This window comes from Thauera phenylacetica B4P (assembly GCF_000310225.1).
In the GTDB taxonomy this organism is placed as follows: domain Bacteria; phylum Pseudomonadota; class Gammaproteobacteria; order Burkholderiales; family Rhodocyclaceae; genus Thauera; species Thauera phenylacetica.
On sequence record NZ_AMXF01000051.1, the window covers coordinates 1 to 23231 of the forward strand.

Here is a 23231-nt window from a genome sequence, read left to right on the forward strand (position 1 = left end):
CACCGGACGCGGCCGGGGCGGCGGCAGCAGCCGGGGCAGCGGCCGGAGCCGCGGCGGCGGAACCGGCGGCGGCCTTGGCTTCGGTGTCGATCTGGGCGATGAGCTCACCCGAGGTGACCGTGTCACCACCCTGCTTGATGATCTTCACCAGCACGCCGTCGGCCGGGGCCGGGGTCTCGAGCACGACCTTGTCGGTCTCGATGTCGATGAGGTTCTCGTCGCGCGCGACCGCATCGCCTTCCTTCTTGTGCCAGGTCACCAGCGTGGCTTCGGAAACCGACTCGGACAGCTGCGGTACTTTGACTTCGATCAGCATGAATTTCTCTCCCTAGATGTTTTTCAGTGCGGGAACTGCGGCGTGGTGTCCTGGATCGGACCGAAGGCGTTTTCGAGGACCGCCTTTTGTTGGGCGTTGTGCTTGGCGTAGTAGCCGACCGCGGGCGAGGCGGCGGCCGGGCGGCTCACCAGCAGCAGGCGGCGCTTGGTGCCGAGCACGTTGACCAGGTGCTGGCGCGAGGCGAGCCAGTACCACGCGCCCTGGTTGCGCGGCTCTTCCTGGACCCAGACGATCTCCTTGGCGTTCGGGAACTGCTCGATCGCCTTGGCGAAGGCCTCGGTCGGGAAGGGATAGAGCTGCTCGATGCGGACCAGAGCGGTGTCGGTGATCTTGTTCTCGCGACGATGCGCGAGGAGCTCGTAGTAGATCTTGCCCTGGCACAGCACCACGCGCTTGACCTTCTTGGCGTCGAGCTTCTCGACCTCGGGGATCACGGTCTGGAAGCGGCCGTTGGCCAGCTCCTCGATCGAGGAGATCGCCTCCTTGTGGCGCAGCAGCGACTTCGGCGTGATGATGATCAGCGGCTTGCGCACCTTGCGGATCGCCTGGCGGCGCAGCAGGTGGAAGATCTGCGCCGGGGTGGTCGGCACGCAGATCTGCCAGTTGTGCTCGGCGGCGTTGTTCATGTAGCGCTCGATACGTGCAGACGAGTGCTCGGGGCCCTGCCCCTCGTAGCCGTGCGGCAGCATCAGCGTGAGCCCGCACAGACGGCCCCACTTGGCCTCGCCCGAGCTGATGAACTGGTCGAGCACGACCTGGGCGCCGTTGACGAAGTCGCCGAACTGGGCTTCCCACACCACGAGCTCGTTCGGCTCGGTGGTCGCGTAACCATACTCGAACGCGAGCACGCCCTCTTCCGACAGCACCGAGTCGTAGCTCTGGAAGCGCGCCTGGCCGTCCTGGATGTGGTCGAGCGGCTTGTAGGTGCCCTCGTCCCAGCGCTCGCGCTTCTGGTCGTGCAGCACGGCGTGGCGGTGGAAGAAGGTGCCGCGGCCGACGTCCTCGCCGGAGAGGCGGACGCCGTAGCCCTGCGCGAGCAGGCTGGCGTAGGCGAGGTTCTCGCCCATGCCCCAGTCGAAGGGCACCTCGCCGCGGCCCATGGCGGCGCGGTCGTCGATGATCTTCTTGACGCGCGAGTGCAGCGTGAAGTTGGCCGGGATCGTGCTCAGGCGCTCGGACAGGCGCTTGATCTCCTGCACCGGCACGGTGGTGTCGCCCTCGTCGGTGTAGGGCTGCTTGACGTAGGGCGTCCAGTCGGCCGCGAACTGGCGGTTGTGGCCCGAGAGCACCGGGTTGTAGAGCAGCTGGCCCTTGTCGAGGTGCTCGCGGTACTCGGCGATCATCTGGTCGGGCTCCTCGGACTTCAGCGTGCCCTCGGCGACCAGGCGGTCGGCGTAGAGCTTGCGGGTGCCGGGGTGCTTCTGGATGGTGCGGTACATCAGCGGCTGGGTAACCATCGGCTCGTCCTGCTCGTTGTGGCCGAGCTTGCGGAAGCAGATGATGTCGACCACCACGTCCTTCTTGAACTCCTGGCGGAACTCGACCGCCAGCGCGGTGACCAGGGCCACGGCCTCGGGGTCGTCGCCATTGACGTGAAAGATCGGCGCCTCGACCATCTTGAAGATGTCGGTGCAGTACAGCGAGGAGCGGTAGTCGCGCGGGTCGGAGGTGGTGAAACCGATCTGGTTGTTGACGACCAGGTGCACCGTGCCGCCCGTGCCGTAGCCCCGGGTCTGCGAGAAGTTGAGCATTTCCTGGTTGACGCCCTGGCCTGCCACGGCGGCGTCGCCGTGGATGAGCACCGGCAGCACCTGGTTCTTGTCGACGTCGCCGCGACGGACCTGGCGGGCATACACCGAGCCCTCGACCACCGGGTTGATGATCTCGAGGTGCGAGGGGTTGAACGCGAGCGTCAGGTGCATCGGGCCGCCCGGGGTCATCACGTCGCTCGAGAAGCCCATGTGGTACTTCACGTCGCCGGCGGTGAGGTCGGCGGCGGCCTTGCCCTCGAACTCCGAGAACAGCATCGAGGGCGACTTGCCCAGGGTGTTGACGAGCACGTTGAGACGGCCGCGGTGGGCCATGCCGATCACGCTTTCCTGCACGCCCAGGCTGCCCGCGACGCGGATCAGCTCGTCCATCGCGACGATGGCCGATTCGCCACCTTCGAGCGAGAAGCGCTTCTGGCCGACGTAGCGGGTATGCAGGTAGCGCTCCAGGGTCTCGGCGGCGGTGGTGCGCTCGAGGATGCGCTTCTTCATCTCCGCCGAGAACTTCGGCGTGCCGCGCAGGCTCTCGAGGCGGCTCTGGATCCAGCGCTTCTGACCGATGTCGGTCATGTACATGTACTCGGCGCCGATCGGGCCGCAGTAGGTCTGGCGCAGCGCCTCGAGGATCTCGCGCAGGGTGGCGCGCTCGGTGCTGAAGCCGTGGAAGGAGCCGACGTTGAAGCTCTTGGAGAGATCCGCCTCGGTGAAGCCGTAGAAGGACGGCTCGAGCTCGGCGATCTGCGGCCGCTCGGTGCGCTTGAGCGGGTCGAGGTTGGCCCAGCGGTTGCCGAGGAAGCGGTAGGCGTTGATGAGCTGCAGCACGGAGACCTGCTGCTTGTCCTCGCCGCCACCGGAGACGATGGTGCGCACCGGGCCACGCTTGGCCATCTGCTCGAAGGCGGCGATGACCGGGCCGTGCGGCACGTCACGCGCGGCTGCGCCGACCTGGGCCTGGAGCTTGTCGAAATAGTCGCGCCACTCGGCGGAGACCGAGGTCGGGTCGGCGAGGTAGTTTTCGTACTGCTCTTCGATGAACGGCGCGTTCGAGCCGAACAAGTGCGAAGTCTGTTCGAGTTGCTTCATCATGGGATAAGCACCTGTGGTGTTCTGTTGCCCTGTTTTCGGGTGCGGGAGTGCGGCCGACGCGCGGATTCCGATGGAAAAACGGGATGGCCGCGCACGCGCAACCACCCCGTCACCGTCACTCGCGGCGGATCCTGCAGCCCCTCTTCATCGTCTCTTACGGACGCTGCGCGAGCGCCGGCACGTCGCGACGCGCGGTGCCGACGTAGAGCTGGCGCGGACGGCCGATCTTGTACTCGGGATCGGTGATCATCTCTTCCCACTGCGTGATCCAGCCCACCGTGCGGGCGAGCGCGAAGATGCAGGTGAACATCGAGGTCGGGATGCCGAGCGCCTTCTGCACGATGCCCGAGTAGAAGTCGACGTTCGGGTAGAGCTTCTTCTCGACGAAGTACGGGTCTTCCAGCGCGATCTTCTCGAGCTCCATCGCCAGCTTGAAGAGGCGGTCGTTCTCGAGGCCGAGTTCGGTCAGCACTTCGTTGCACACCTTCTGCATCAGCTTGGCGCGCGGATCGAAGTTCTTGTAGACGCGATGGCCGAAACCCATCAGCTTGAAGCTGTCGTTCTTGTCCTTCGCGCGGGCGATGTACTCGCTCACGCGGGACACGTCACCGATCTCCTCGAGCATGTTCAGGCAGGCTTCGTTCGCGCCGCCGTGCGCCGGGCCCCACAGGCAGGCGATGCCGGCCGAGATGCAGGCGAAGGGGTTGGCGCCCGAGGAGCCGGCCAGGCGGACGGTCGAGGTGGAGGCGTTCTGCTCGTGATCGGCGTGCAGCGTGAAGATGACGTCGAGCGCGCGCACCAGCACCGGGTTCGGCTCGTACTTCTCGCACGGCGTGCCGAACATCATGTGCATGAAGTTCGCGGTGTAGTCGAGGTCGTTGCGCGGGTACATGAAGGGCTCGCCCTTGTTGTACTTGTAGGCCATCGCAACGATGGTCGGCAGCTTGGCGATCAGGCGGTTGATCGACACGCTGCGGTGCTGCGCGTCGGAGAAGTCCATCGCATCGTGGTAGAAGGCCGACAGCGCCCCCACCACACCGACCATGACCGCCATCGGGTGTGCGTCACGACGGAAGCCCGAGTAGAACTTGGTCATCTGGTCGTGCAGCATCGTGTGGTTCTTGATGGTGTTCTCGAACCCGGTCTTCTGAGCCGCGTTCGGGAGTTCACCGTTCTTGAGCAGGTAGGCCACTTCGAGGAAGTTGCAGTTATCGGCAAGTTGCTCGATCGGGTAGCCGCGGTACAGCAGTTCGCCCTTGTCACCGTCGATGAAGGTGATCTTCGACTTGCAGCTCGCAGTCGACAGGAAGCCGGAGTCGTAGGTGAAGAGGCCGGTCTTGCCGCCCAGGGTGCGGATGTCGATGACGTCCTGGCCGTGGGTGCCGGTCATGACCGGGAATTCGACGGTCTTGCCATCGACGGTAAGCGTTGCAGTGCGTTCAGTGCTCATAGATCGTCCCTTCTACTTGCCGGTTTAACTGCCTTTGGTCTTTTGTCGGACCGGTACTGCCGCGTCACCCCTGACGCAGCAGTCCGATCATCTCCTTCCAGCGGTCGTTCTCACATGCCTTGCTGCCGTTGACCCACGCCCAGATGTCGTAGTCGTCGCAGCGCAGCAAGTCGTCCAGATCCGCCAGCTGATCGTCGGTGAGACGATCGAAATGCCGCTCTAGAAAGCGCGTGAACACCAGGTCGAGCTCGAGCAGAGCCCGACGACACTGCCAGCGCACGCGCCCCCTGTTGATGGTCATCGACTGTGCCCGCCCTTAGATCGCGCGGCGGACCATCATGTCCTTGATCTTGCCGATCGCGCGGGTCGGGTTCAGACCCTTCGGACAGACATCGACGCAGTTCATGATGGTGTGGCAACGGAACAGGCGATACGGGTCCTCGAGGTTGTCGAGGCGCGCGGCGGCGTCCTGGTCGCGGGTGTCGGCGAGGAAGCGGTAGGCCGCGAGCAGGCCGGCCGGACCGACGAACTTGTCGGGGTTCCACCAGAACGACGGGCAGGACGTCGAGCAGCACGCGCACAGGATGCACTCGTAGAGGCCGTTGAGTTCCTCGCGATCCTCCGGAGTCTGCAGGCGCTCGCGCTCGGGCGCGGGGTCGTTGTTGACCAGATAGGGCTTGATCGAGTGGTACTGCTTGAAGAACTGCGTCATGTCGACGATCAGGTCGCGGATGACCGGCAGGCCGGGCAGCGGGCGCAGCGTGATCGGCTGCTGAAGCCCTTCGACGTCGGTCAGGCAGGCCAGGCCGTTCTTGCCGTTGATGTTCATCGCGTCCGAGCCGCACACGCCTTCGCGGCAGGAACGGCGGAAGGACATCGAGTCGTCCTTGGCACGCAGGCGAACCAGGGCATCGAGCAGCTTCTTGTCGGAGGGCTCGAGCTCGACCGAGATGTCCTGCATGTAGGGCTTCTCGTCCTTGTCCGGATCGTAGCGGTAGATCTTGAAATGAACGGTACGCTTGCTCATATGTGTTTCTCCCGTGCGCTCATCACGCTGATCAATAAGTGCGCTTGGCGAGCGCGATCGGCTCGACGTCGGCGGACAGCGGCTTCAGGTTCACCGGCTTGTAATCGAGGCGGTTGCCTTCGGAGTACCAGAGGGTGTGCTTGAGCCAGTTGGCATCGTCGCGGCCGTTGGGGTTCTCGGCGGTATCCGGGGCGTCGTCGCGGACGTGGGCGCCACGCGACTCCTTGCGGGCCTCGGCCGAGACCATGGTGGCGCGCGCGACCTCGATCAGGTTGTCGAGCTCGAGGGCCTCCATGCGGGCGACGTTCCAGACCTTGGACTTGTCCTTGATCTCGGTGCGCTTGGCACGCTCGGCGACCTCGCCGATCTTCTGCACGCCTTCCTTGAGCAGGTTGTCGAAGCGGAACACGCCGGCGTGCTTCTGCATCGTGCGGCGCATCTCCAGGCCGACATCGAACACGCTCTCGCCGTTGGTCTGGCCGTCGAGGCGGGCCAGGCGGGCGAGCGAGACGTCGGCGGCGTCGGCGGGCAGCGGCTTCAACTTGAGCTGGCCGGACTGGAAGTCCTCGACCACGGTCTCGCCGGCGGACTTGCCGAACACCAGCAGGTCGAGCAGCGAGTTGGTGCCGAGGCGGTTGGCGCCGTGCACCGAGGCGCAGGCGCACTCGCCCGCGGCGTAGAAGCCGGCGACCGGGCTGTTCGGCTGGCCGTCCTTGGGCACCACGACCTGGCCCTTGTAGTTGGTCGGAATGCCGCCCATCTGGTAATGGCAGGTCGGCACGACCGGGATCGGCGCCTTGATCGGATCAACGCCGGCGAACTGGATCGCGATCTCGCGGATGCCAGGCAGGCGCTTCATGATGGTGTCGGGCGCAAGGTGCGTGATGTCGAGCAGCACGTGATCCTTGTCCGGACCGCAGCCACGGCCTTCGTTGATCTCGGTGGTCATCGCGCGCGAGACGATGTCGCGCGAGGCGAGGTCCTTCAGGTTGGGGGCGTAGCGCTCCATGAAGCGCTCGCCCTGTGCGTTGCGCAGGATGCCGCCCTCGCCACGCACGCCTTCGGTGATCAGCACGCCCGCACCGGCTACGCCGGTGGGGTGGAACTGCCAGAACTCCATGTCCTCGAGCGGGATGCCGGCACGCGCCGCCATGCCCACGCCGTCACCGGTGTTGATGAAGGCGTTGGTCGAGGAGTAGTAGATGCGGCCGGCACCGCCGGTGGCGAAGATGGTCGCCTTGGCGTGGAAGATCGAGACCTCGCCGGTCTCCATTTCCATCGCGGTGACGCCGAGCACGTCGCCGTCGGCGTCGCGGATCAGGTCGAGCGCCATCCACTCGACGAAGAACTGGGTGTTCGCGCGCACGTTGCGCTGGTAGAGCGCGTGCAGCATGGCGTGGCCGGTACGGTCGGCGGCGGCACAGGAGCGCATCACCGGCGCCTGGCCGTAGTTCATCGAGTGGCCACCGAACGGACGCTGGTAGATCTTGCCGTTGTCGGTGCGGTCGAAGGGCATGCCGTAGTGCTCGAGCTCGATGACGACCTCGTTGGCCTTCTTGCACATGAACTCGATGGCATCCTGGTCGCCCAGCCAGTCCGACCCCTTGACGGTGTCGTACATGTGCCAGTGCCAGTTGTCCTCGGTCGAGTTGCCGAGCGAGGCGGCGACACCGCCCTGCGCCGCCACCGTGTGCGAGCGGGTCGGGAACACCTTGGTCAGCACGGCGGTCTTGAGGCCGGCTTCGGAGAGTTGCAGGGCCGCACGCAGGCCGGCACCGCCGGCGCCCACGATGACCGCATCAAAGGTACGCTTCGCGACGTTCACGCTTAAAGCCTCCACAGGATCTGGGCTGCCCAGCCGGCGTAGCCGACGAGCACGAAAATGGTGACCAGGTGCAGCGCGAGGCGCACACCGTTCGGCTTGATGTAGTCCATCCAGAGGTCGCGGATGCCGATCCAGGCGTGATAGAAGACCGACAGGAAGAACAGGAAGCTCAGGAACTTGAACAGGCCGTGCGAGAACAGGCCGGACCACTCCTGGTAGTTCAGCTCGCGCAGGCTGAACGCCGACAGCGCGAAAATGATGGTGTAGGCCGCCATGTAGACGGCGGTGGCACGCTGCGCGATCCAGTCTTTCAGACCGTAGTGCGCGCCGACGACGATACGCTGTTTCACCATAGGACCACCCCGATGATCAAGGTGAGCGTGAGGCTCACGACCAGAACGATTTTGGAGGACTTGCGCGCCTCTTCGAGTTCCAGACCCTTGTGCAGGTCGAGCATCAGGAAGCGGATGCCGGCACAGAAGTGATGCAGGTAGGCCCACAGCAGGCCGAACAGGATCAGCTTGATGAACCAGTTATCGACCACCGCGGCGAAGGTCTCGAAGGTCTCCGGCGAACCGAGGCTGCGATCGAGCAGGTACAACAGGAACGGCAACATCAGGAACAAGCCCACGCCGCTGATGCGGTGAAGGATCGACACGATGCCCGGCAACGGCAGCCGGATCTCGTTCAGGGCCAGGTACTTCGGCCTTGGTTTGCGCGCTGTTACTTCTGACATGAAGACTCCCCTCTGCATGTGCGACGACCCCCGTCGCGGACTCCGAAAAACGACAAAAAATTATAGCGCCGGTCCCGGCCTGCGGCCCATGCGCGAGACCTCAATTCAGCTCATTCAGATAAAAATGTTCCGCTGTCGAATACAGGCCGCGACGCCACTCGACGGGCTTGTCGCCATAGGTGTACGTGACACGCTCGACCGACAGCAGCGGCGTGCCCTCCTGGACGGAGAGCGCCTCGGCGGCGCCGCGATCGGCCGCGACGGCGCGGATGCGCTCCTGCGCGCGGATCATGCGAACACCGAAGCGGGTTTCGAAGAGACTGTAGAGCGAACCGTTCCAGCCCTGCAGGGTCTCGGCGCTGAGCCCCTGGAAGACTTCGCCGGGCAGATAGATCTCGTCGATGACGACGGGCCGGGCGGCGAACTTCAACAGGCGGCGGACGATGATGATCGGGGCGCCGGGCTCGATCGCGAGCATGCGCGAGGCCTCCTGCCCGGCTTTCGCACGCCAGCAGTCCAGCGGCATGCTCTGCGGCGGAGAGAGATCGCCATCCACCGGCACGAGGCGGAGGAAGCGAAAGAGTGCGCGCGGGTCGTTGTGCGAGGCGACGAAGGTACCCTTGCCCTGCTTGCGCACCAGGAGGTTGTCGGCCGCCATCTCGTCGATGGCCTTGCGCACGGTGCCTTGCGAGACATTGAAGCGCGCGGCGAGTTCCTGCTCGCTCGGGATGGCCTGGCCGGGACGCCATTCCCCAGCCTCAAGCGCCTGAAGGATCAAGGCCTTGATCTGACGGTAGAGCGGGCTGAAGGTAGGCGACTCCTGCGACATGCGCGCATTTGAGCATAAATTTTCGCAAACGTCTATCTTTAGTCTTGTGTCTTATATAAGATATAAGATGGCATTTGACAGGCATCCCTCCTGGGGCTAGTATGCCGGCGCCCAGGTTGGCCCTCGCGCACGCGTGGCCGTGCCGCGCAGGCTCGACCGCAAGACACCGCCATGCGGCGGTGGGTGGTTCGCCGCGACGGACCCGGGCAGGTTTCCAGCACCTTCATACGACCGTCTCACTCGAGGGAGTAATCACATGAGCAAAGCCCCCATGCGCGTCGCTGTCACCGGCGCCGCCGGCCAGATCGGCTACAGCCTGCTGTTCCGCATCGCCAGCGGCGAAATGCTGGGCAAGGACCAGCCCGTCATCCTGCAGCTGCTCGACCTGCCCCAGGCCCAGAAGGCCGTCAAGGGCGTGATGATGGAGCTGGAAGACTGCGCCTTCCCGCTGCTCGCCGGCATGATCGCCACCGACGATCCCAACGTCGCGTTCAAGGACGCCGACGTCTGCCTGCTGGTCGGTGCCCGTCCGCGCGGCCCCGGCATGGAGCGTGCCGACCTGCTGACCGCCAACGGCGCCATCTTCACCGTCCAGGGCAAGGCCATCGCCGAGAACGCCAAGGAAGACGTGCGCGTGCTGGTCGTGGGCAACCCCTGCAACACCAACGCCTACATCGCCCGCGCCGCCGCCATCAAGGTCGGCCGCACCAACCCGAACAACTACCACGGCATGCTGCGCCTGGACCACAACCGCGCGCTGTCGCAGCTCGCCGCCAAGTCCGGCCGTGAGGTGTCGTCGCTGAAGAAGATGGTCGTGTGGGGCAACCACTCGCCCTCGATGTACGCCGACTACCGCTTCTGCGAGTCGAACGGCGACAGCGTCAAGGCGCTGATCAACGACCACGCCTGGAACAACGACGTGTTCCTGCCCACCGTCGGCAAGCGCGGCGCCGCCATCATCGAGGCCCGTGGCCTGTCGTCGGCCGCCTCGGCCGCCAACGCCGCCATCGACCACGTCCATGACTGGGTGCTCGGCTCGAGCGACTGGGTCACCATGGGCGTGCCCTCCGACGGCTCCTACGGCATCCCCGAGGGCGTCGTGTTCGGCTTCCCCTGCGAGTGCAAGGACGGCCAGTTCAAGATCATCCAGGGCCTGGAGATCGACGAGTACTCGAAGGGCAAGATCGCCATCACCCTCAAGGAACTCGAGGACGAGCGCGCGGCCGTGGCCGACATGCTGAAGTAAGCCGCGATCCCGGGCGGCCGCGTGCCGCCCTCGCGAAAGGCCACGGGTTAGAATCCGTGGCCTTTTTCATTTCCGCGGCGCCCCGCGGGGCCCGGCGCAGCGCTCCGCCCCACGGCGGCAAGACCGCCGCCAAGCCGCCCCAAAGCGCCCCAAACCACCCCAAGCCGCCCCCAACCGAGGAGCCCGCCATGTCGCTTCACCCCGCCCAGGTCCTGTTCGCCGGCGAAAAGCCCTTCCCCGCCCTGCCCGCCGTGGACCACTACGCCGGCGCTGAGAAGCTCATGATGAAGGCGCTCAAGCTGCAGCAGGAGCTCGGCCCGGTGTTCGACCTCACCTGCGACTGCGAGGACGGCGCGCAGGCCGGCGCCGAGGCCGAGCACGCGCGCATGGTGGTCGAGGTGGTCAATGGCGCGGAGAACCACTTCGGCCGCGTCGGCGCGCGCATCCACGACATCACGCACCCGCACTGGCAGCACGACCTCGAGATCCTCGTCGGCGGTGCCGGTCGGCGGCTGGCCTTCATCACCATTCCGAAGGTGCGCGCCGCGGCCGATGCCGCCGAGCAGATCCGCGCGCTTCGCCGCGTCGAGGCCGCCTGCGGCCTCGAGCGCGCCCTGCCCGTCCATGTGCTCATCGAGACCCACGGCGCGCTGCGCGAGGCCTGGGAGATCGCCGCGCTCGACGGCGTGGAGTCGATCGACTTCGGGCTGATGGACTTCGTCTCCGGCCACCACGGCGCCATCCCCGGCAGCGCAATGAAGAGCCCCGGGCAGTTCGAGCATCCGCTCGTCGTGCGCGCCAAGGCCGACATCGCCGCCGCCGCGCTCGCCAACGGCGTCGTGCCCTCGCACAACGTCACCACTGAGCTGCAGGACGTCGCGGTGATCCGCCACGACGCCGAGCGCGCCCGCCGCGAATTCGGCTACCTGCGCATGTGGAGCATCCACCCCAACCAGATCCTGCCGATCATCGCCGCGATGCAACCCGACTTCTCCGAAGTCGAGGAGGCCGCGGCGATCCTGTGCGCCGCGCAGGACAATGCCTGGGGCCCGATCCGCCACCAGGGACGCCTGCACGACCGCGCCTCCTACCGCTATTACTGGGAGCTGCTGCAGCGCGCGCGCAACACCGGCATGGAGCTGCCGGGCGAATCCCGCCTGCGCTTCTTCGCCGGCGCCGGCCACTGAGCCCCGGGGAGAGGCGTCCAGGAAGGAAGGCCACGCCGAACCCGGATCGCGCACAGCCTCCGCGCACCCCTGAGACCGGACTACCCGGCCGACGCTGCCTGACAAACCCCAGCTCCGCCGCGCAGTTCGTCCAGAACCTCCAGAAAACCGGCGAGCAGCGGGGGCGTCTCGCCCTGCCGGATCGCCAGGGCGAGACGGAACTGCGCCTCCGGCTCGGCCAGCGCCAGATAGCGCACGCGCGCGATCCGCACCGACTCGAGCGGCGCCGGCAACAGCGCCACACCCAGCCCGGCGGCGACCAGGCCGATCTGCGTGGTGGCCTCGCGCGCGGTCTGCACGATGCGCGGCTCGAACCCCGCCTGCCGGCACAGTGCGCGCAGCACCCCCGGCAGGTCGGTGCCGACATCGGGCGGGAAGCTGATGAAGTCCTCGTCCGCCAGCTCGGCGAAGCGCACCTGCGCCGCATCCGCAAGCCGGTGTGCGGCATTCACCACCAGGCGCAGCGGATTGCGCGCCACCTCGCGCAGCACGATGCCCGGCGGTGGCGCCCCTGCCTGCAGGCGCACGAAGCCGATATCGAGCTCGTCGCGCCCGAGTGCCACGAATTGTTCCGGCGTGAACATCTCGCGCAACTGCAGCCGCACCGCCGGGAAGCGCCGGCGGTAGGCGTTGAGCGCATCGGGCAGCAGGTCGGTGAAGGGCAGCGAGGAGGTGAAGCCGACGCGCAGCTCGCCCAGCTCTCCGCGCGCGGCACGCCGGGCCTCGGCCACCGCGTCGGCAAGGCCTTCGAGGATGCTGCGCGCGTGCGGCAGGAAACGCTCGCCGGCCGCACTCAGCACCACCCGGCGCGGGCCGCGCTCGAACAGGCGCACGCCGATCTCCTCCTCCAGGTCACGGATCTGCATCGACAGCGGCGGCTGGCCGATGTGCAGCCGCGCCGCGGCGCGGGTGAAGTTGAGCTCCTCGGCGACGGCGATGAAATAGCGCAGGTGGCGCAGCTCCATCATTCAATTCCATATATGGATGAAGCGCTCAGAATATATTGGACTGCTGCTCTGGCGCCATCCTAAGATCGATGCAGATTCGATCGACCCCGAGCCACCGCCACATCATGTCCCCACCGCCCGCGGACTCGCCCGCACCCTTGCCGACCCAGCTCGAGGCCGGCACGCCCGGCTACCGGCGCGCCAACCTGGCGATGTTCGTCGGCGGCTTCGCGACCTTCGCGATGGTCTACAGCACCCAGCCCCTGCTGCCGCTGCTCGCCGCAGAGTTCGGCGTCGGCGCGGCGAGTGCCAGCCTGACCGTGTCTGCCACCACCGCGGGGCTCGCGCTGATGCTGATCCCGGGCAGCGTGCTCGCCGACCGCCTCGGCCGCCAGCAGGTCATGAAAGCCGCGCTCGCGATCGCCGCCCTGCTCGCGCTCGCCACCGCCTTCGCGCCCGACTTCGGCGCGCTGCTGGTCTTGCGTGCGCTCCTCGGCGGGGTGATCGCCGGACTCCCCGCCGCCGCGATGGCCTACATCGGCGAGGAGATCGCCCCCGGCGCGCAGGCGCGCGCGATGGGGCTGTACATCGCCGGCAACGCGCTCGGCGGCATGAGCGGGCGCTTCGTCGCCGCGCTGCTCACCGACTGGAGCTCGTGGCGGGTCGCGCTCGGGGCGATCGGCGTGCTCGGCGTGATCTCGGCGCTGCTGTTCTGGCAGCGCCTGCCGGCCTCGCGCAATTTCCGCGCGCGCGCGGCCACGCCGGCGCGCATCTTCGCCGACACCCTGGCGATCTACCGCGACCCCGGCCTCCCCGCGCTGTTCCTGGTCGCCTTCCTCGCCATGGGCGGCTTCGTCGGGCTGTACAACTTCCTCGGCTTCCGCCTGCTCGAACCGCCCTACGGGCTGGGCCAGAGCGCGATCGGCGCGGTCTTCCTGCTCTACCTCGTCGGCACCTGGGCCTCGGCAGCGAGCGGCCGCCTCGCCGAGCGCCGCGGCCGGCGCAAGGTGCTGTGGCCGATGGTCGCGGTCATGGGCGCAGGGCTCGCGCTCACGCTGGCGCAGCCGCTGTGGCTGGTGATCGCCGGAGTCGGCGTGTTCACCTTCGGCTTCTTCGCCGCGCACGCGCTCGCCAGCGGCTGGGTGGGGCGGCGCGCCGGAGAACGCCGCGCGCTCGCCTCGGCGCTCTACCTGTCGAGCTACTACCTCGGCGCCAGCGTGCTGGGCAGCCTCGCCGGCACCGCCTGGACCGGCTGGCGATGGGAGGGCGTGGCCGCGCTGGTGGGGCTGTGCGTGCTGCTCACCGCAGCGTGCGCGCTGTGGCTGCGGCAGCTGCCCGCGCCGGCGGACGGCGCGGACTGAGCGACGCGAGCGGAGGTCCGCGGGTGGAGCACGCGGACGGAGGGAAGCGCAGCCCCGCCTCAGCCCGTCTCCGCCGCCACCGCGCGCCGCGCCCGCCACAAGGGCAGGATCTGCACCGCCAGCACGCAGGCGAAGATCAGCAGACCGCCAGCCATCTGCTCGGCGGTGAGCGTCTCGCCCAGCACGAAACGGCCGGCGAGCGCGGCGAACAGGGTCTCGCAGCTCAGCAGGATGGCGGCGTCGGCTGCCGGGGTGTGACGCTGCGCCACCACCTGCAGGGTGAAGCCGACGCCCACCGACAGGATGCCGGCGTAGGCGATCGACGGCAGCGCGCGCTCGAGCGCGTCCATCGACACCTCCTCGGAGCCGAAGCCTACCGCCATGCCGAGCACGCCGACGATGAGGAACTGCAGCATCGCCACCGTCACCGAGGCCCCCTTGCGCGCCGCCACCCGGCCCACCAGCATGACGTGGGCGGCCCAGAACAGCGCGCTCGCGATCACCCACAGGTCGCCCACCGAGAGCGCCGCCAGGCTGCCGCCGCCGAGCAGATAGGTGCCCGCGACGCAGCCCAGGCTCGCCGGCCACACCGACCAGTGCGAGCGCTCGCGCAACAGCAGCGCCCCGGCGATCGGCACGAGCGGAACGTAGAGCGCGGTGAGGAAGCCGGCGTTGCTCACCGTGGTGCTCATGATGCCGATCTGCTGCAGCGCCGCGCCGAGGAAGAGCACCGCGCCGAGCAGCCCGCACGCGAGCAGGTCGCGCACGTCGAGGAAGGTGCCACGCCGGCCGAGGCGGCGCAGCTCCAGGAAAGCGAGCGGAGCCACCATCACCGCCCCGAAGAGGAAGCGCGCGCCGGTGAAGGTGAAGGGGCCGACGTCGCGCATTCCCGCCTGCTGGGCGACGAAGGCAGTTCCCCAGATGAGCGCCGCCACGAGCAGCAGGCCGTTCGCCTGCGCGCGCTTCATCGCGCACCCCGGACCGCAAGCGGCTCGATGAAGGGGGGAAACAGAAGTGAAACCGTAGACACGAATACTCCAGGGGGCCGACGCCCGGTCGCGCTCGAGCCGGGACCGCGCCGCGCCTGCGCGCACGAGCGATGGCCCTGGCCGTCGAAAAAAGGCGCAATCAATACACGCTCCGGGGCTGCTCCGTCAATCCCGACCGCATCACGATGCCAGCCGCTGCCATCGCGGCGGGACCTGAGGTAAATTCTTCGCCATGGAAAATCTCAAAGTCAGTCTGATCGGGGCGCCCACCGACGTCGGCGCCGGAGTTCGCGGCGCGAGCATGGGGCCGGAGGCCTTGCGGGTCGCCGGGCTGGGGCGGGCGATCGCCGCCTTCGGCGCCGAGGTGCGCGACTGCGGCAACCTCGCCGGCCCGTCCAACCCGGAGCTGCCCGCGGTGGAGGGCTTCCGCCACCTCGCCGAGGTCGCGGCGTGGAACGGCTCGGTGCATGAGGCGGTGTACGCGGAGCTGGCCGAGGGGCGCGTGCCGATCATGCTCGGCGGCGACCACTGCCTCGCCATCGGCTCGATCAGCGCGGTGGCCCGCCACTGCCGCGAGACCGGGCGCAGGCTGCGCGTGCTGTGGTTCGACGCCCACGCCGACCTCAACACCGCCACGATGACGCCCTCGGGAAACATCCACGGCATGCCGGTGGCCTGCCTGTGCGGCCATGGCCCCGAGGTGCTGACCGGCATCGGCGGGCATGTGCCCGCGATCCGCCCCGACCAGATCCGCCAGATCGGCATCCGCAGCGTGGACGAGGGCGAGAAGCGCTTCCTGCACGAGCTGCGCGTCGAGGTCTTCGACATGCGCTACATCGATGAGATCGGCATGCGCGCGACCATGGAGCAGGCGCTCGCCGGCGTGGACGCGGACACCCACCTGCACGTGAGCCTGGACGTGGACTTCCTCGACCCGACGATCGCGCCGGGCGTCGGCACCACCGTGCGCGGCGGGCCGACCTACCGCGAGGCCGAGCTGTGCATGGAGATGATCGCCGACACCGGGCGCCTGGCCTCGCTCGACATCGTCGAGCTCAACCCGGCGCTCGACCACTGCAACAAGACCGCCGAGCTCGCGGTCGACCTGGTGGAGAGCCTGTTCGGCAAGAGTACGCTGATGCGCATGCACCGCCACTACCGCTGACCTCCGCCCGAGAGGTCGGCGTCCGCCCGCGTGCGACGAAAAACTCGCCGAATTCATCCGCGGCTATGTCCATTTCCGCGCCAAAACAATACGATGACGGGTTTCGGTCGGTCTCTAATCAGAACTGGAACACACGTCATGCAAAGCACGGGAAAACGGATGATCTCGGTTGAAAAGATCGGTGGCACCTCGATGTCGGCCTTCGGGGATGTGCTGCGCCACATCATGCTCTACGACAAGGCGCGCATTCTCGGCCGCATCTACGTGGTGTCGGCCTATTCCGGCGTGACCAACCAGCTGCTGGAGCACAAGAAGACCGGCGAGCGTGGCATCTACGCGCTGTTCGCGGAAGGTTCGGACTACCACGGCGCGCTCGACGCGCTCGCGGCGAGCCTCAAGAAGCTCAACGCCGGCTTCGCCGAGCTCGCCCTGCCGCTGGACGTCGCCGACGCCTTCGTCGACACCCGCATCGGCGAGGTCAAGAAGTATCTCGACGCGATGCAGCACGTGCTCGCCAGCGGCTACATCCGCCGTCAGGACGTGCTGCTCGCCGCGCGCGAGGTGCTGGCCTCGGTGGGCGAGTCGCACAGCGCCTTCAACAGCGTCGAGATCCTCAAGGCCAACGGCGTCAACGCGATCCTGCTCGACCTCGCCGGCTTCCACGACGACAAGGCGTGGACCATCGACGAGCGCATCCACAACAGCTTCAAGGGCCTCGACCTCGACAACAGCGTGATCGTCGCGACCGGCTACACCAAGGGCACCGAAGGCATCATGCGCGAGTTCGATCGCGGCTATTCCGAGGTCACCTTCAGCAAGATCGCGGTCGAGGTGCGCCCGGCCGAGGCGGTGATCCACAAGGAGTTCCACCTCTCCTCGGCCGACCCCAACATCGTCGGCCTGGAGAACGCGGTGATCGTGGGCGCGACCAACTACGACGTCGCCGACCAGCTCGCCGACGTCGGCATGGAGGCCATCCATCCCAAGGCGGCCAAGCCCATGGAGCTCGCCGGCATCCCGATCCGCCTCAAGAACACCTTCGAGCCCGAGCACCCGGGCACGCTCATCACCAAGGACTACGTCGGCGAGCGCGCCCGCGTGGAGATGGTGACCGGCAGCGACAAGGTGACCCTGGTCGAGATCCACGACCCCAGCATGGTGGGCACCGTCGGCTTCGACCTCGGGATCATGGAGGTCTTCTGCCGGCACGACGTCTCCTACATCCTCAAGGCCACCAACGCCAACTCGATCGCCCACGTGCTGTGGGAGAGCTCGGTGACGCCGGCGCTGGTCGCCGAGCTGGAGGCGCGCTACCAGGTGGTCACGGTCAAGAACAGCGCGATCGTGTGCGCGATCGGCTCCAACATCAGCATCCCCGGCGTGCTCGCGCGCGCGGCGCAGGCACTCGCCGATGCACAGATCAACGTGAACTGCGTGTCGCAGACCCTGCGCCAGGTGAACATGCAGTTCATCATCGAGCGCAGCGACTACAAGAAGGCGATCATCGCGCTCAACCATTCGCTGTGCGTGACGCCCGGGGTGCCGGTGCCGCGCGCCTGATCGCGGGCTCGCCCACCCCCTTCCTCCGCCTTCGGACCGGGCGCGCGCTGCGCCGCGTCAGGGCCGGAGGGGGAGGGCGAGCAGCTTGTCGCCGGCGCGGGCGCCGAGGCGTCGCAGCAGCGCCGGGGCGATCCGCAGCTCGTCTTCGGCCGCTGCCGCGGTACCGCCGACGACGCGAAAGTCCGCGCCACTGCCGCCGGCGATCCACCAGTGTTCGCCTGCCACGTCCTCGCAGTCCCGCGCGCTCAGCACCCGGCTCGCGGCGACGCCGTGCAGGTCGGCCATGTGCGCCTCCATGACCCGCCCGGCATCGAAGATGTCGACGTGGTTCTCGAAGTGGAAGCCGTCGGCCTCGAGCTCGCGCGCGAGCCCCACGTTGCTGTGGTGAACCTCTCCGACCACGGCCTGCGCCGCGGTCGGCAGCAGGCTCACGTACATCGGATGCTTGGGCATCAGCTCGGCGACGAAGGCCTTGCGGCCCTTGGCCATCAGGCGCTCGACCTCGCGCTGGCCTACGCGGAAGAAGCGGCGTCCGACCGACTCCCAGAATGGCGAGGCCCCGTTCGCGTCCTGCACGCCGTGCAGCTCCGCGATCAGGCGCGGCGCGAACTCGTGGATGCGGGAGCGGATGAACAGCTGTGCCGCCTTCAGCAGCAGCGAGGCCGCACCCATGCCGCGTGCGCCGGCACGCAGGTAGAGGCTGTGAAGCTCGCTGCAGCCGGTGAGGTCGTTGCTCAGGTAGAGCACATCGAGGCAGCGGTAGGATTTCAGCGGGCGGCTCGAATGCACGATCCGGCCGACACGGTAGTCGTAGAAGGGCTGCTCCAGGCCGATGTGGCAGGTGAGCGTGATGCAGCCGGCGATCTCGGCGCTGTGCACATCCTCGAGCAGCAGCAGGTAGCCGCGCTCGGCGTCCGATGCCTGCCCGGCCAGGCTGCGGATCGAGGTCTCGATGCTCAGATGGCTGGCCTCGCGGGATTCCGGATGGCGCTCGAGCGCACCGTCGGCGTCGATGACGAGGGCGGTGAAGGCCTCCACGTCCTCGCGACGGGCGAGACGGACGACGAACTGTCGCGGCGGCGGCTGCATGCATTCAGGCGAAGACACAACGCACCTCGTCCATGTCGATGAGTTCGAGCCTCGCGGCGATCTCGGGAGCGGTGCTCAGGCAACCGCCGGCCTCGAGCGCGGCGGGACCCAGCACCGCACGGAAATGGCGCAGCTCGCGGTTGCTCAGCAGGCACTCGCCGGCACCGGCGACGTCGCCGGGCGCGATCCGCAGCGGCCGCAGCTGCGCGCAATGCACCGTTCGGGCGAGCGCACGCTTGGCATAGAACACCGGCCCGCCGTCGAACACGTCCACAAAGCGCTCCCCCTCGAAGCCCTCTTCGCTCAGCAGCGCGTAGGCGCCCATGAACGCGTCGCGGGTCTGGCCCAGCACGGCCTGCGCGGCCTCGGGCAGCAAGGGAACATAGATCGGATGGTGCGGCATCAGCTCGGCCATGAAGCTGCGGTCCTTGCCCAGGGCCAGGCGCTCGGCCTCGCGATAGGACACGCCGAAGAACTGGCTGCCCACCGCGCTCCAGAAGGGCGACTCGCCGGTCGCGTCGACCTCGCCGGGCAGCGGCGCGACGAGGTCTTCGGTGAAGCGTGCCGATTGGTCGGCGATGAGGCTGAGCGCCGCCTGTAGCAGGGCGCGCTCGACGCGCGCGGCATGTGTCCCCGGGAGCGCGACCGGCGGGCGCAGCAGGGTGAAGCCGGAGAGCTCGTGGCTCAGGGCCAGCGCGTAGATGCGATGGTTCACGCCGAGCTCGCGCGAGGCGTGCACGATGGTCTCGTTGCGAAAGGAGTAGTCGGCGCCGGGGTAGCCGGCGGCGGCGACGATCAGGGTGGCGCCGACCACCGCGTCGGCGGCGTCGACCGCGACGAGCAGATATTCCTCCTCGCCGGCGAAGTCGATCTCGGCTGCGAAGGCGTCGTCGCTGCGCTCGAGCAGGCGTTCCAGCTCCCAGGCTCCGGACGGCAGCGTCGGGGACGGAAGGCGTGCGGCCAGGCCGGCGAGGGCGTCGAGGTCGGCGGTCCGCGCGGGGCGAATCGTCAGCATGGCGTCTCCGGTGAAGAGGGGGCCGGCGACGGGATCATGGTGTCTCCGGAAAGGTGGTTGGCGAGTGCCGCACGCAGGCGGTCCTCGCGCGGGGTGATGCCGAAGTGGCTGCGGTAGGCGGTCGCAAAATGTGATCCCGACGAGAAGCCGCAAGACAGGCCGATCTGCACGATCGACTGGCGGGTGCGCAGGATGGACTGGCGCGCGCGCTCCAGGCGCAGCACCTGGTAGTACTTCGAGGGCAGCACGTCCAGATTCTGCTTGAACAGGCGCTCGAGCTGGCGCCGCGAGATGCCCACGCAGTCGGCGATCTCGTCCGAACCGAGCGGCTCCTCGATGTTGGCCTCCATCACCAGCAGGGCCTCGCTCAGCTTGGGCGGGTGGGGCGAGATGCGGCTGCTCGCGGGCACGGCCTGCTTCTCGTGCCCGGGCCGGATGCGGTCCAGGCCGAGCTGGCGCGCGATGTCATCCGCGAGCTGTGGCGACAGCTGCTGGGCGATCACGAACAGCATCATCTCCAGCATCGCCAGGTTGCTCGACGCGGTGAGGCGGTCGGCGTCGACCTCGTAGAGCGTTGCGCAGTGAAGCAGGCCGGGGTGGCGGTCGCGGTAGACGCCCATTTCCTCCCAGTGCACGGCGACCCGGCGGTTCTCCAGCAGGCCGGCGCTCGCCAGCCAGCCGGTGCCGCCGCGGTTGCTGCAGAAGGCAATGCCGCTGAGGGAGAGGCGGCGCAGGCTGGCGAGGATCCCGTCCTCCCCGCTCCCCGGCCGGTGCGCGTCAGAGGCCACGACGAGGGCATTGCAGCCCGTGATCGAAGGCAGTGCGGCGCTCACCGCGAGGCTCGCACCGCTGGCGAGGGTGACCGGCTCGCCGTCGACCGAGGCGAGGCGGATGCGGTAGTAGGGCTGGCCGCCCAGACGGTTGGCTTCGGTGTAAGGGTCGACGATCGCGCCCAGCGCGCCGAACGAGATCGGTGGCAAGGCCAGCACCACCAGCTCGACCGGCGCGATGGCCGCGGCGCGGCTCGCGTCGGCAGCCGCACGTGGAGGGCGGTCTTGCCCTGCGGGCCTGTGCCAGTTCATCGCGGCGTGTCCACGGCCGTCGTGCTCCTTGCCCGGGCCGCCCGCTTACTTGAGGTTGCCCGACAGGAACTGCTGCAGGCGCTCGCTCTGCGGTTGCCGCAGCACCAGCTTCGGATCGCCCTCCTCCTCGACGCGCCCCTGGTGCACGAAGATCACGTGGTTCGACACCTCGCGCGCGAAGCCCATCTCGTGCGTCACCACCATCATGGTGCGGCCCTCCTCGGCGAGCGAGCGCATCACCTTGAGCACCTCGCCGACGAGCTCGGGGTCGAGCGCCGAGGTAGGCTCGTCGAACAGCAGCACCGCCGGCTCCATCGCCAGCGCGCGCGCGATCGCCACGCGCTGCTGCTGGCCGCCCGACAGGTGCGCCGGGTAGGCGTCGCGGAACTTCCACACCCCCACGCGCTCGAGGTAGCGCTCGGCGCGCTCGCGCGCCTCGGCCTTCGATCGCCCGAGCACATGCACCGGCGCCTCGACGACGTTCTCGAGCACGGTCATGTGGCTCCACAGGTTGAAGTGCTGGAACACCATCGACAGCCGGGTGCGGATCTGCTGCAGCTGGCGGGGGTCCTTCACGGCGAGGTCGCCCTGGCGGTTGCGCACCAGCGCCACCTCCTTGCCCGCGACCAGGATGCGGCCGGCGGTCGGGCATTCGAGGAAGTTGATGCAGCGCAGCCAGGTGCTCTTGCCCGAGCCGGACGAGCCGATGATGCTGATCACGTCGCCCGAGTTCGCGGTCAGCGAGACGCCCTTGAGCACCTCGTGGTCGCCGTAGGATTTGTGCAGGTCTTCGACGCGGACCTGTTCGACGCTGGCCTTGTGGTTCATGTTGTTCTCTTGCGTGGGCGCCCGCGAGGCGCCCGCCATGTCGCCGCGGGATGCTGCAGCGCGCCGCCGCAGGTCGGCGGTGCCCGGAGCGCAGTCCTCGCGGCGGGGTTGATCAGGACGACCTGCCCGCCCCCGCCTTGCGCGGTGCCAGGTGGGCCAGCCAGCGCTGCTCGGCGAGCTTGAACAGGCCCACCAGCACGAAGGTCAGCATGAGGTAGATCAGGCCGACGAAGACGAAGGCCTCGAAGGGCGCGAAGTGGCGCGAATAGACGTTGCGCGCCGCCCCCGTCAGGTCGACCAGGGTCACCGCGCTGGCGATCGCCGAGCCCTGCAGCATCAGGATCACCTCGTTGCTGTAGGTGGGGATCATGCGCCGCAGCGCCGACGGGATCACGATGCGCTGCAGCGCCTTCAGCCGCGTCATGCCCATCGCCTTGGCGGCCTCGAGCTCGCCATGCGGGGTGTTGCGCATGCTGCCGGCGAGGATCTCCACGGTGTAGGCGCAGGTGTTGAGGCCGAAGGCGAAGAGCGCGCAGAAGTAGGGCTCGCGGAACAGCGTCCACAGCGGGTGCCCGGCCTCCCAGGCCGCGCGCATCCATTCCCACTGCGAGGCGCCGTAGTACACCAGCAGCAGCTGCACCAGCATCGGCGTGCCACGGAAGAAGTAGGTGTAGGCGGCGACCGGCGTCGCGACGAGAGGGTTCCGCGACAGCCGCATCACCGCCAGGGGAATGGCGGCGACGAAGCCGAACAGCAGGGCGATCGTGGTGAGCTGGAGGGTCATCCACAGGCCCCGCCAGAACTGCGGCAGGTTGCCCGTGATGACCTGAGGGTCGAACAGATCCATGTCTGGTCTCCGTGGCGGTCAGATGTGCGCTTCGCGCACGCCGGCGCTGTAGCGCTTCGTCAGCCGTCCGAGCACGTGGCCCGACAAGGCCGTCAATGCCAGGTAGAGCACGCACACGGCGAGGTAGAAGGTGAAGGGCTGGTGGGTGGCGCGCCCGGCCTGGTCGGCCACGCGGGTCATGTCGGAGAGGCCGATCAGCGAAACGATCGCGGTGCTCTTGAGCAGCACCAGCCAGTTGTTGCCGATGCCCGGCAGGGCGAAGCGCAGCATCTGGGGAAAGAGGATGCGCCGGAACACCTGCCAGGTGCTCATCCCGTAGGCGCGCCCGGCCTCGAGCTGGCCGGACGACACGGCGAGGAAGGCGCCGCGGAAGGTCTCGGTGAAATAGGCGCCGAAGATGAAGCCGATCGTCAGCACGCCCGCGACGAAGGGGTCGATCTCGATGAAGTCCCAGCCGAGGCGGTCGAGCGCCTCGTTGAGCAGCAGCTGGCCGCCGTAGAAGACGAGCATCATCATCACCAGGTCCGGAACCCCGCGCACGAGGGTGGTGTACAGCATGGTCCACAGGCGCAGGGGCAGGAAGCCCGAGAGCTTGCAGGCGGCGCCGAGGAGTCCGGTGGCGACTGCCAGCAGCACCGAGAGGAGTGCAATCTGCAGGGTGACCCAGGCGCCGGCAAGCAGGCTGGGCGAGTATTCGATCAGGGCTTCCATGGCGATCCGATTTTCGCTGGGGCGGGTGCGCGTGCCGCCCGCCCGCGGGCGGGGGCGTGCGCGTGCGCGAGTCGAGGGGGCCGGGCGCGCACGCGCCGGCAGCCCC

At 68.0% G+C, this 23231-nt stretch carries 22 protein-coding genes; 5 read left to right on the forward strand and 17 right to left on the reverse strand.

The genetic code is table 11. The features are described 5' to 3' along the window. The 9 genes from C667_RS09010 to C667_RS09050 form a co-directional block, all read right to left on the reverse strand. Positions 1–316, reverse strand: a 316-nt coding sequence (locus C667_RS09010) for a biotin/lipoyl-containing protein (RefSeq protein ID WP_004361346.1), incomplete at its 3' end; no start/stop codon positions are given. Between the two features lie 23 nt (positions 317–339). Continuing rightward, positions 340–3192, reverse strand: a complete 2853-nt coding sequence (locus C667_RS09015; protein ID WP_004361348.1) for a 2-oxoglutarate dehydrogenase E1 component — start codon at positions 3190–3192, stop codon at positions 340–342. A 154-nt stretch (positions 3193–3346) separates the two neighbouring features. Beyond that, on the reverse strand, positions 3347–4642 hold the full coding sequence (gene gltA, locus C667_RS09020; protein WP_004361350.1) for a citrate synthase: 1296 nt from the start codon (positions 4640–4642) through the stop codon (positions 3347–3349). 64 nt (positions 4643–4706) lie between these two features. Further along, entirely contained in the window at positions 4707–4943 is a 237-nt protein-coding gene (locus C667_RS09025; protein WP_004303361.1) for an FAD assembly factor SdhE, read from the reverse strand. Positions 4944–4958: 15 nt separating this feature from the next. Further along, positions 4959–5669, reverse strand: a complete 711-nt coding sequence (locus C667_RS09030; RefSeq protein ID WP_004361352.1) for a succinate dehydrogenase iron-sulfur subunit — start codon at positions 5667–5669, stop codon at positions 4959–4961. Positions 5670–5700: 31 nt separating this feature from the next. Beyond that, positions 5701–7494 (reverse strand): succinate dehydrogenase flavoprotein subunit, encoded by a 1794-nt coding sequence (gene sdhA, locus C667_RS09035; protein WP_039921115.1) that lies wholly within the window; start codon positions 7492–7494, stop codon positions 5701–5703. 2 nt (positions 7495–7496) lie between these two features. After that, the gene (sdhD, locus tag C667_RS09040) at positions 7497–7847 is read right to left on the reverse strand and encodes a succinate dehydrogenase, hydrophobic membrane anchor protein (protein WP_004361356.1); all 351 of its coding nucleotides are present in this window, start codon (positions 7845–7847) and stop codon (positions 7497–7499) included. After that, positions 7841–8230 (reverse strand): succinate dehydrogenase, cytochrome b556 subunit, encoded by a 390-nt coding sequence (sdhC, locus tag C667_RS09045; protein ID WP_039921116.1) that lies wholly within the window; start codon positions 8228–8230, stop codon positions 7841–7843. The genes sdhD and sdhC overlap by 7 nt, the downstream gene beginning before the upstream one ends. A gap of 100 nt (positions 8231–8330) precedes the next feature. Next, positions 8331–9059 carry a GntR family transcriptional regulator gene (locus C667_RS09050; RefSeq protein ID WP_004361360.1) on the reverse strand — a complete coding sequence of 243 codons (729 nt, stop codon included), beginning with the start codon at positions 9057–9059 and terminating at the stop codon, positions 8331–8333. Positions 9060–9315: 256 nt separating this feature from the next. On the opposite strand from C667_RS09050, the gene C667_RS09055 reads away from it, so the two are divergent. Both C667_RS09055 and C667_RS09060 read left to right on the forward strand, forming a co-directional pair. Next, positions 9316–10305: a malate dehydrogenase gene (locus C667_RS09055; RefSeq protein ID WP_004361362.1), complete on the forward strand. Its 990-nt coding sequence runs from the start codon at positions 9316–9318 to the stop codon at positions 10303–10305. Positions 10306–10493: 188 nt separating this feature from the next. Further along, entirely contained in the window at positions 10494–11492 is a 999-nt protein-coding gene (locus C667_RS09060) for an HpcH/HpaI aldolase/citrate lyase family protein (protein ID WP_004361364.1), read from the forward strand. Positions 11493–11572: 80 nt separating this feature from the next. Here the strand turns inward: C667_RS09060 and C667_RS09065 are convergent, their stop codons facing one another. After that, positions 11573–12496, reverse strand: coding sequence for a LysR substrate-binding domain-containing protein (locus tag C667_RS09065; protein WP_004361366.1), 924 nt, complete (start codon positions 12494–12496; stop codon positions 11573–11575). A 194-nt stretch (positions 12497–12690) separates the two neighbouring features. Between C667_RS09065 and C667_RS09070 the strand changes: the two genes are divergently transcribed. After that, the gene (locus C667_RS09070) at positions 12691–13839 is read left to right on the forward strand and encodes an MFS transporter (protein ID WP_039921119.1); all 1149 of its coding nucleotides are present in this window, start codon (positions 12691–12693) and stop codon (positions 13837–13839) included. Between the two features lie 59 nt (positions 13840–13898). On the opposite strand, the gene C667_RS09075 is transcribed toward C667_RS09070, so the two are convergent. Next, entirely contained in the window at positions 13899–14807 is a 909-nt protein-coding gene (locus C667_RS09075) for a DMT family transporter (RefSeq protein WP_004361370.1), read from the reverse strand. A 253-nt stretch (positions 14808–15060) separates the two neighbouring features. On the opposite strand from C667_RS09075, the gene rocF reads away from it, so the two are divergent. Further along, a complete protein-coding gene (rocF, locus tag C667_RS09080; RefSeq protein WP_004361371.1) occupies positions 15061–15993 on the forward strand; it encodes an arginase in 933 nt (310 codons plus the stop codon). A 159-nt stretch (positions 15994–16152) separates the two neighbouring features. Continuing rightward, positions 16153–17553 (forward strand): aspartate kinase, encoded by a 1401-nt coding sequence (locus C667_RS09085; protein ID WP_004361373.1) that lies wholly within the window; start codon positions 16153–16155, stop codon positions 17551–17553. Positions 17554–17610: 57 nt separating this feature from the next. Here the strand turns inward: C667_RS09085 and C667_RS09090 are convergent, their stop codons facing one another. The 6 genes from C667_RS09090 to C667_RS09115 all read right to left on the reverse strand — a co-directional run bounded on the left by C667_RS09090 (position 17611) and on the right by C667_RS09115 (position 23125). Next, positions 17611–18660 (reverse strand): arginine N-succinyltransferase, encoded by a 1050-nt coding sequence (locus C667_RS09090; protein ID WP_245538453.1) that lies wholly within the window; start codon positions 18658–18660, stop codon positions 17611–17613. Beyond that, a complete protein-coding gene (locus C667_RS09095; RefSeq protein WP_004361377.1) occupies positions 18647–19657 on the reverse strand; it encodes an arginine N-succinyltransferase in 1011 nt (336 codons plus the stop codon). Before C667_RS09095 ends, C667_RS09090 begins: the two co-directional genes overlap by 14 nt. After that, positions 19651–20739 (reverse strand): GlxA family transcriptional regulator, encoded by a 1089-nt coding sequence (locus C667_RS09100; protein WP_004361379.1) that lies wholly within the window; start codon positions 20737–20739, stop codon positions 19651–19653. Before C667_RS09100 ends, C667_RS09095 begins: the two co-directional genes overlap by 7 nt. Before the next feature lie 45 nt (positions 20740–20784). Next, positions 20785–21567 carry an ABC transporter ATP-binding protein gene (locus C667_RS09105; protein WP_004361381.1) on the reverse strand — a complete coding sequence of 261 codons (783 nt, stop codon included), beginning with the start codon at positions 21565–21567 and terminating at the stop codon, positions 20785–20787. 112 nt (positions 21568–21679) lie between these two features. After that, positions 21680–22414 (reverse strand): ABC transporter permease, encoded by a 735-nt coding sequence (locus C667_RS09110; RefSeq protein WP_004361383.1) that lies wholly within the window; start codon positions 22412–22414, stop codon positions 21680–21682. Positions 22415–22432: 18 nt separating this feature from the next. After that, on the reverse strand, positions 22433–23125 hold the full coding sequence (locus C667_RS09115) for an ABC transporter permease (RefSeq protein WP_004361385.1): 693 nt from the start codon (positions 23123–23125) through the stop codon (positions 22433–22435). Between the last annotated feature and the right edge of the window lie 106 nt (positions 23126–23231).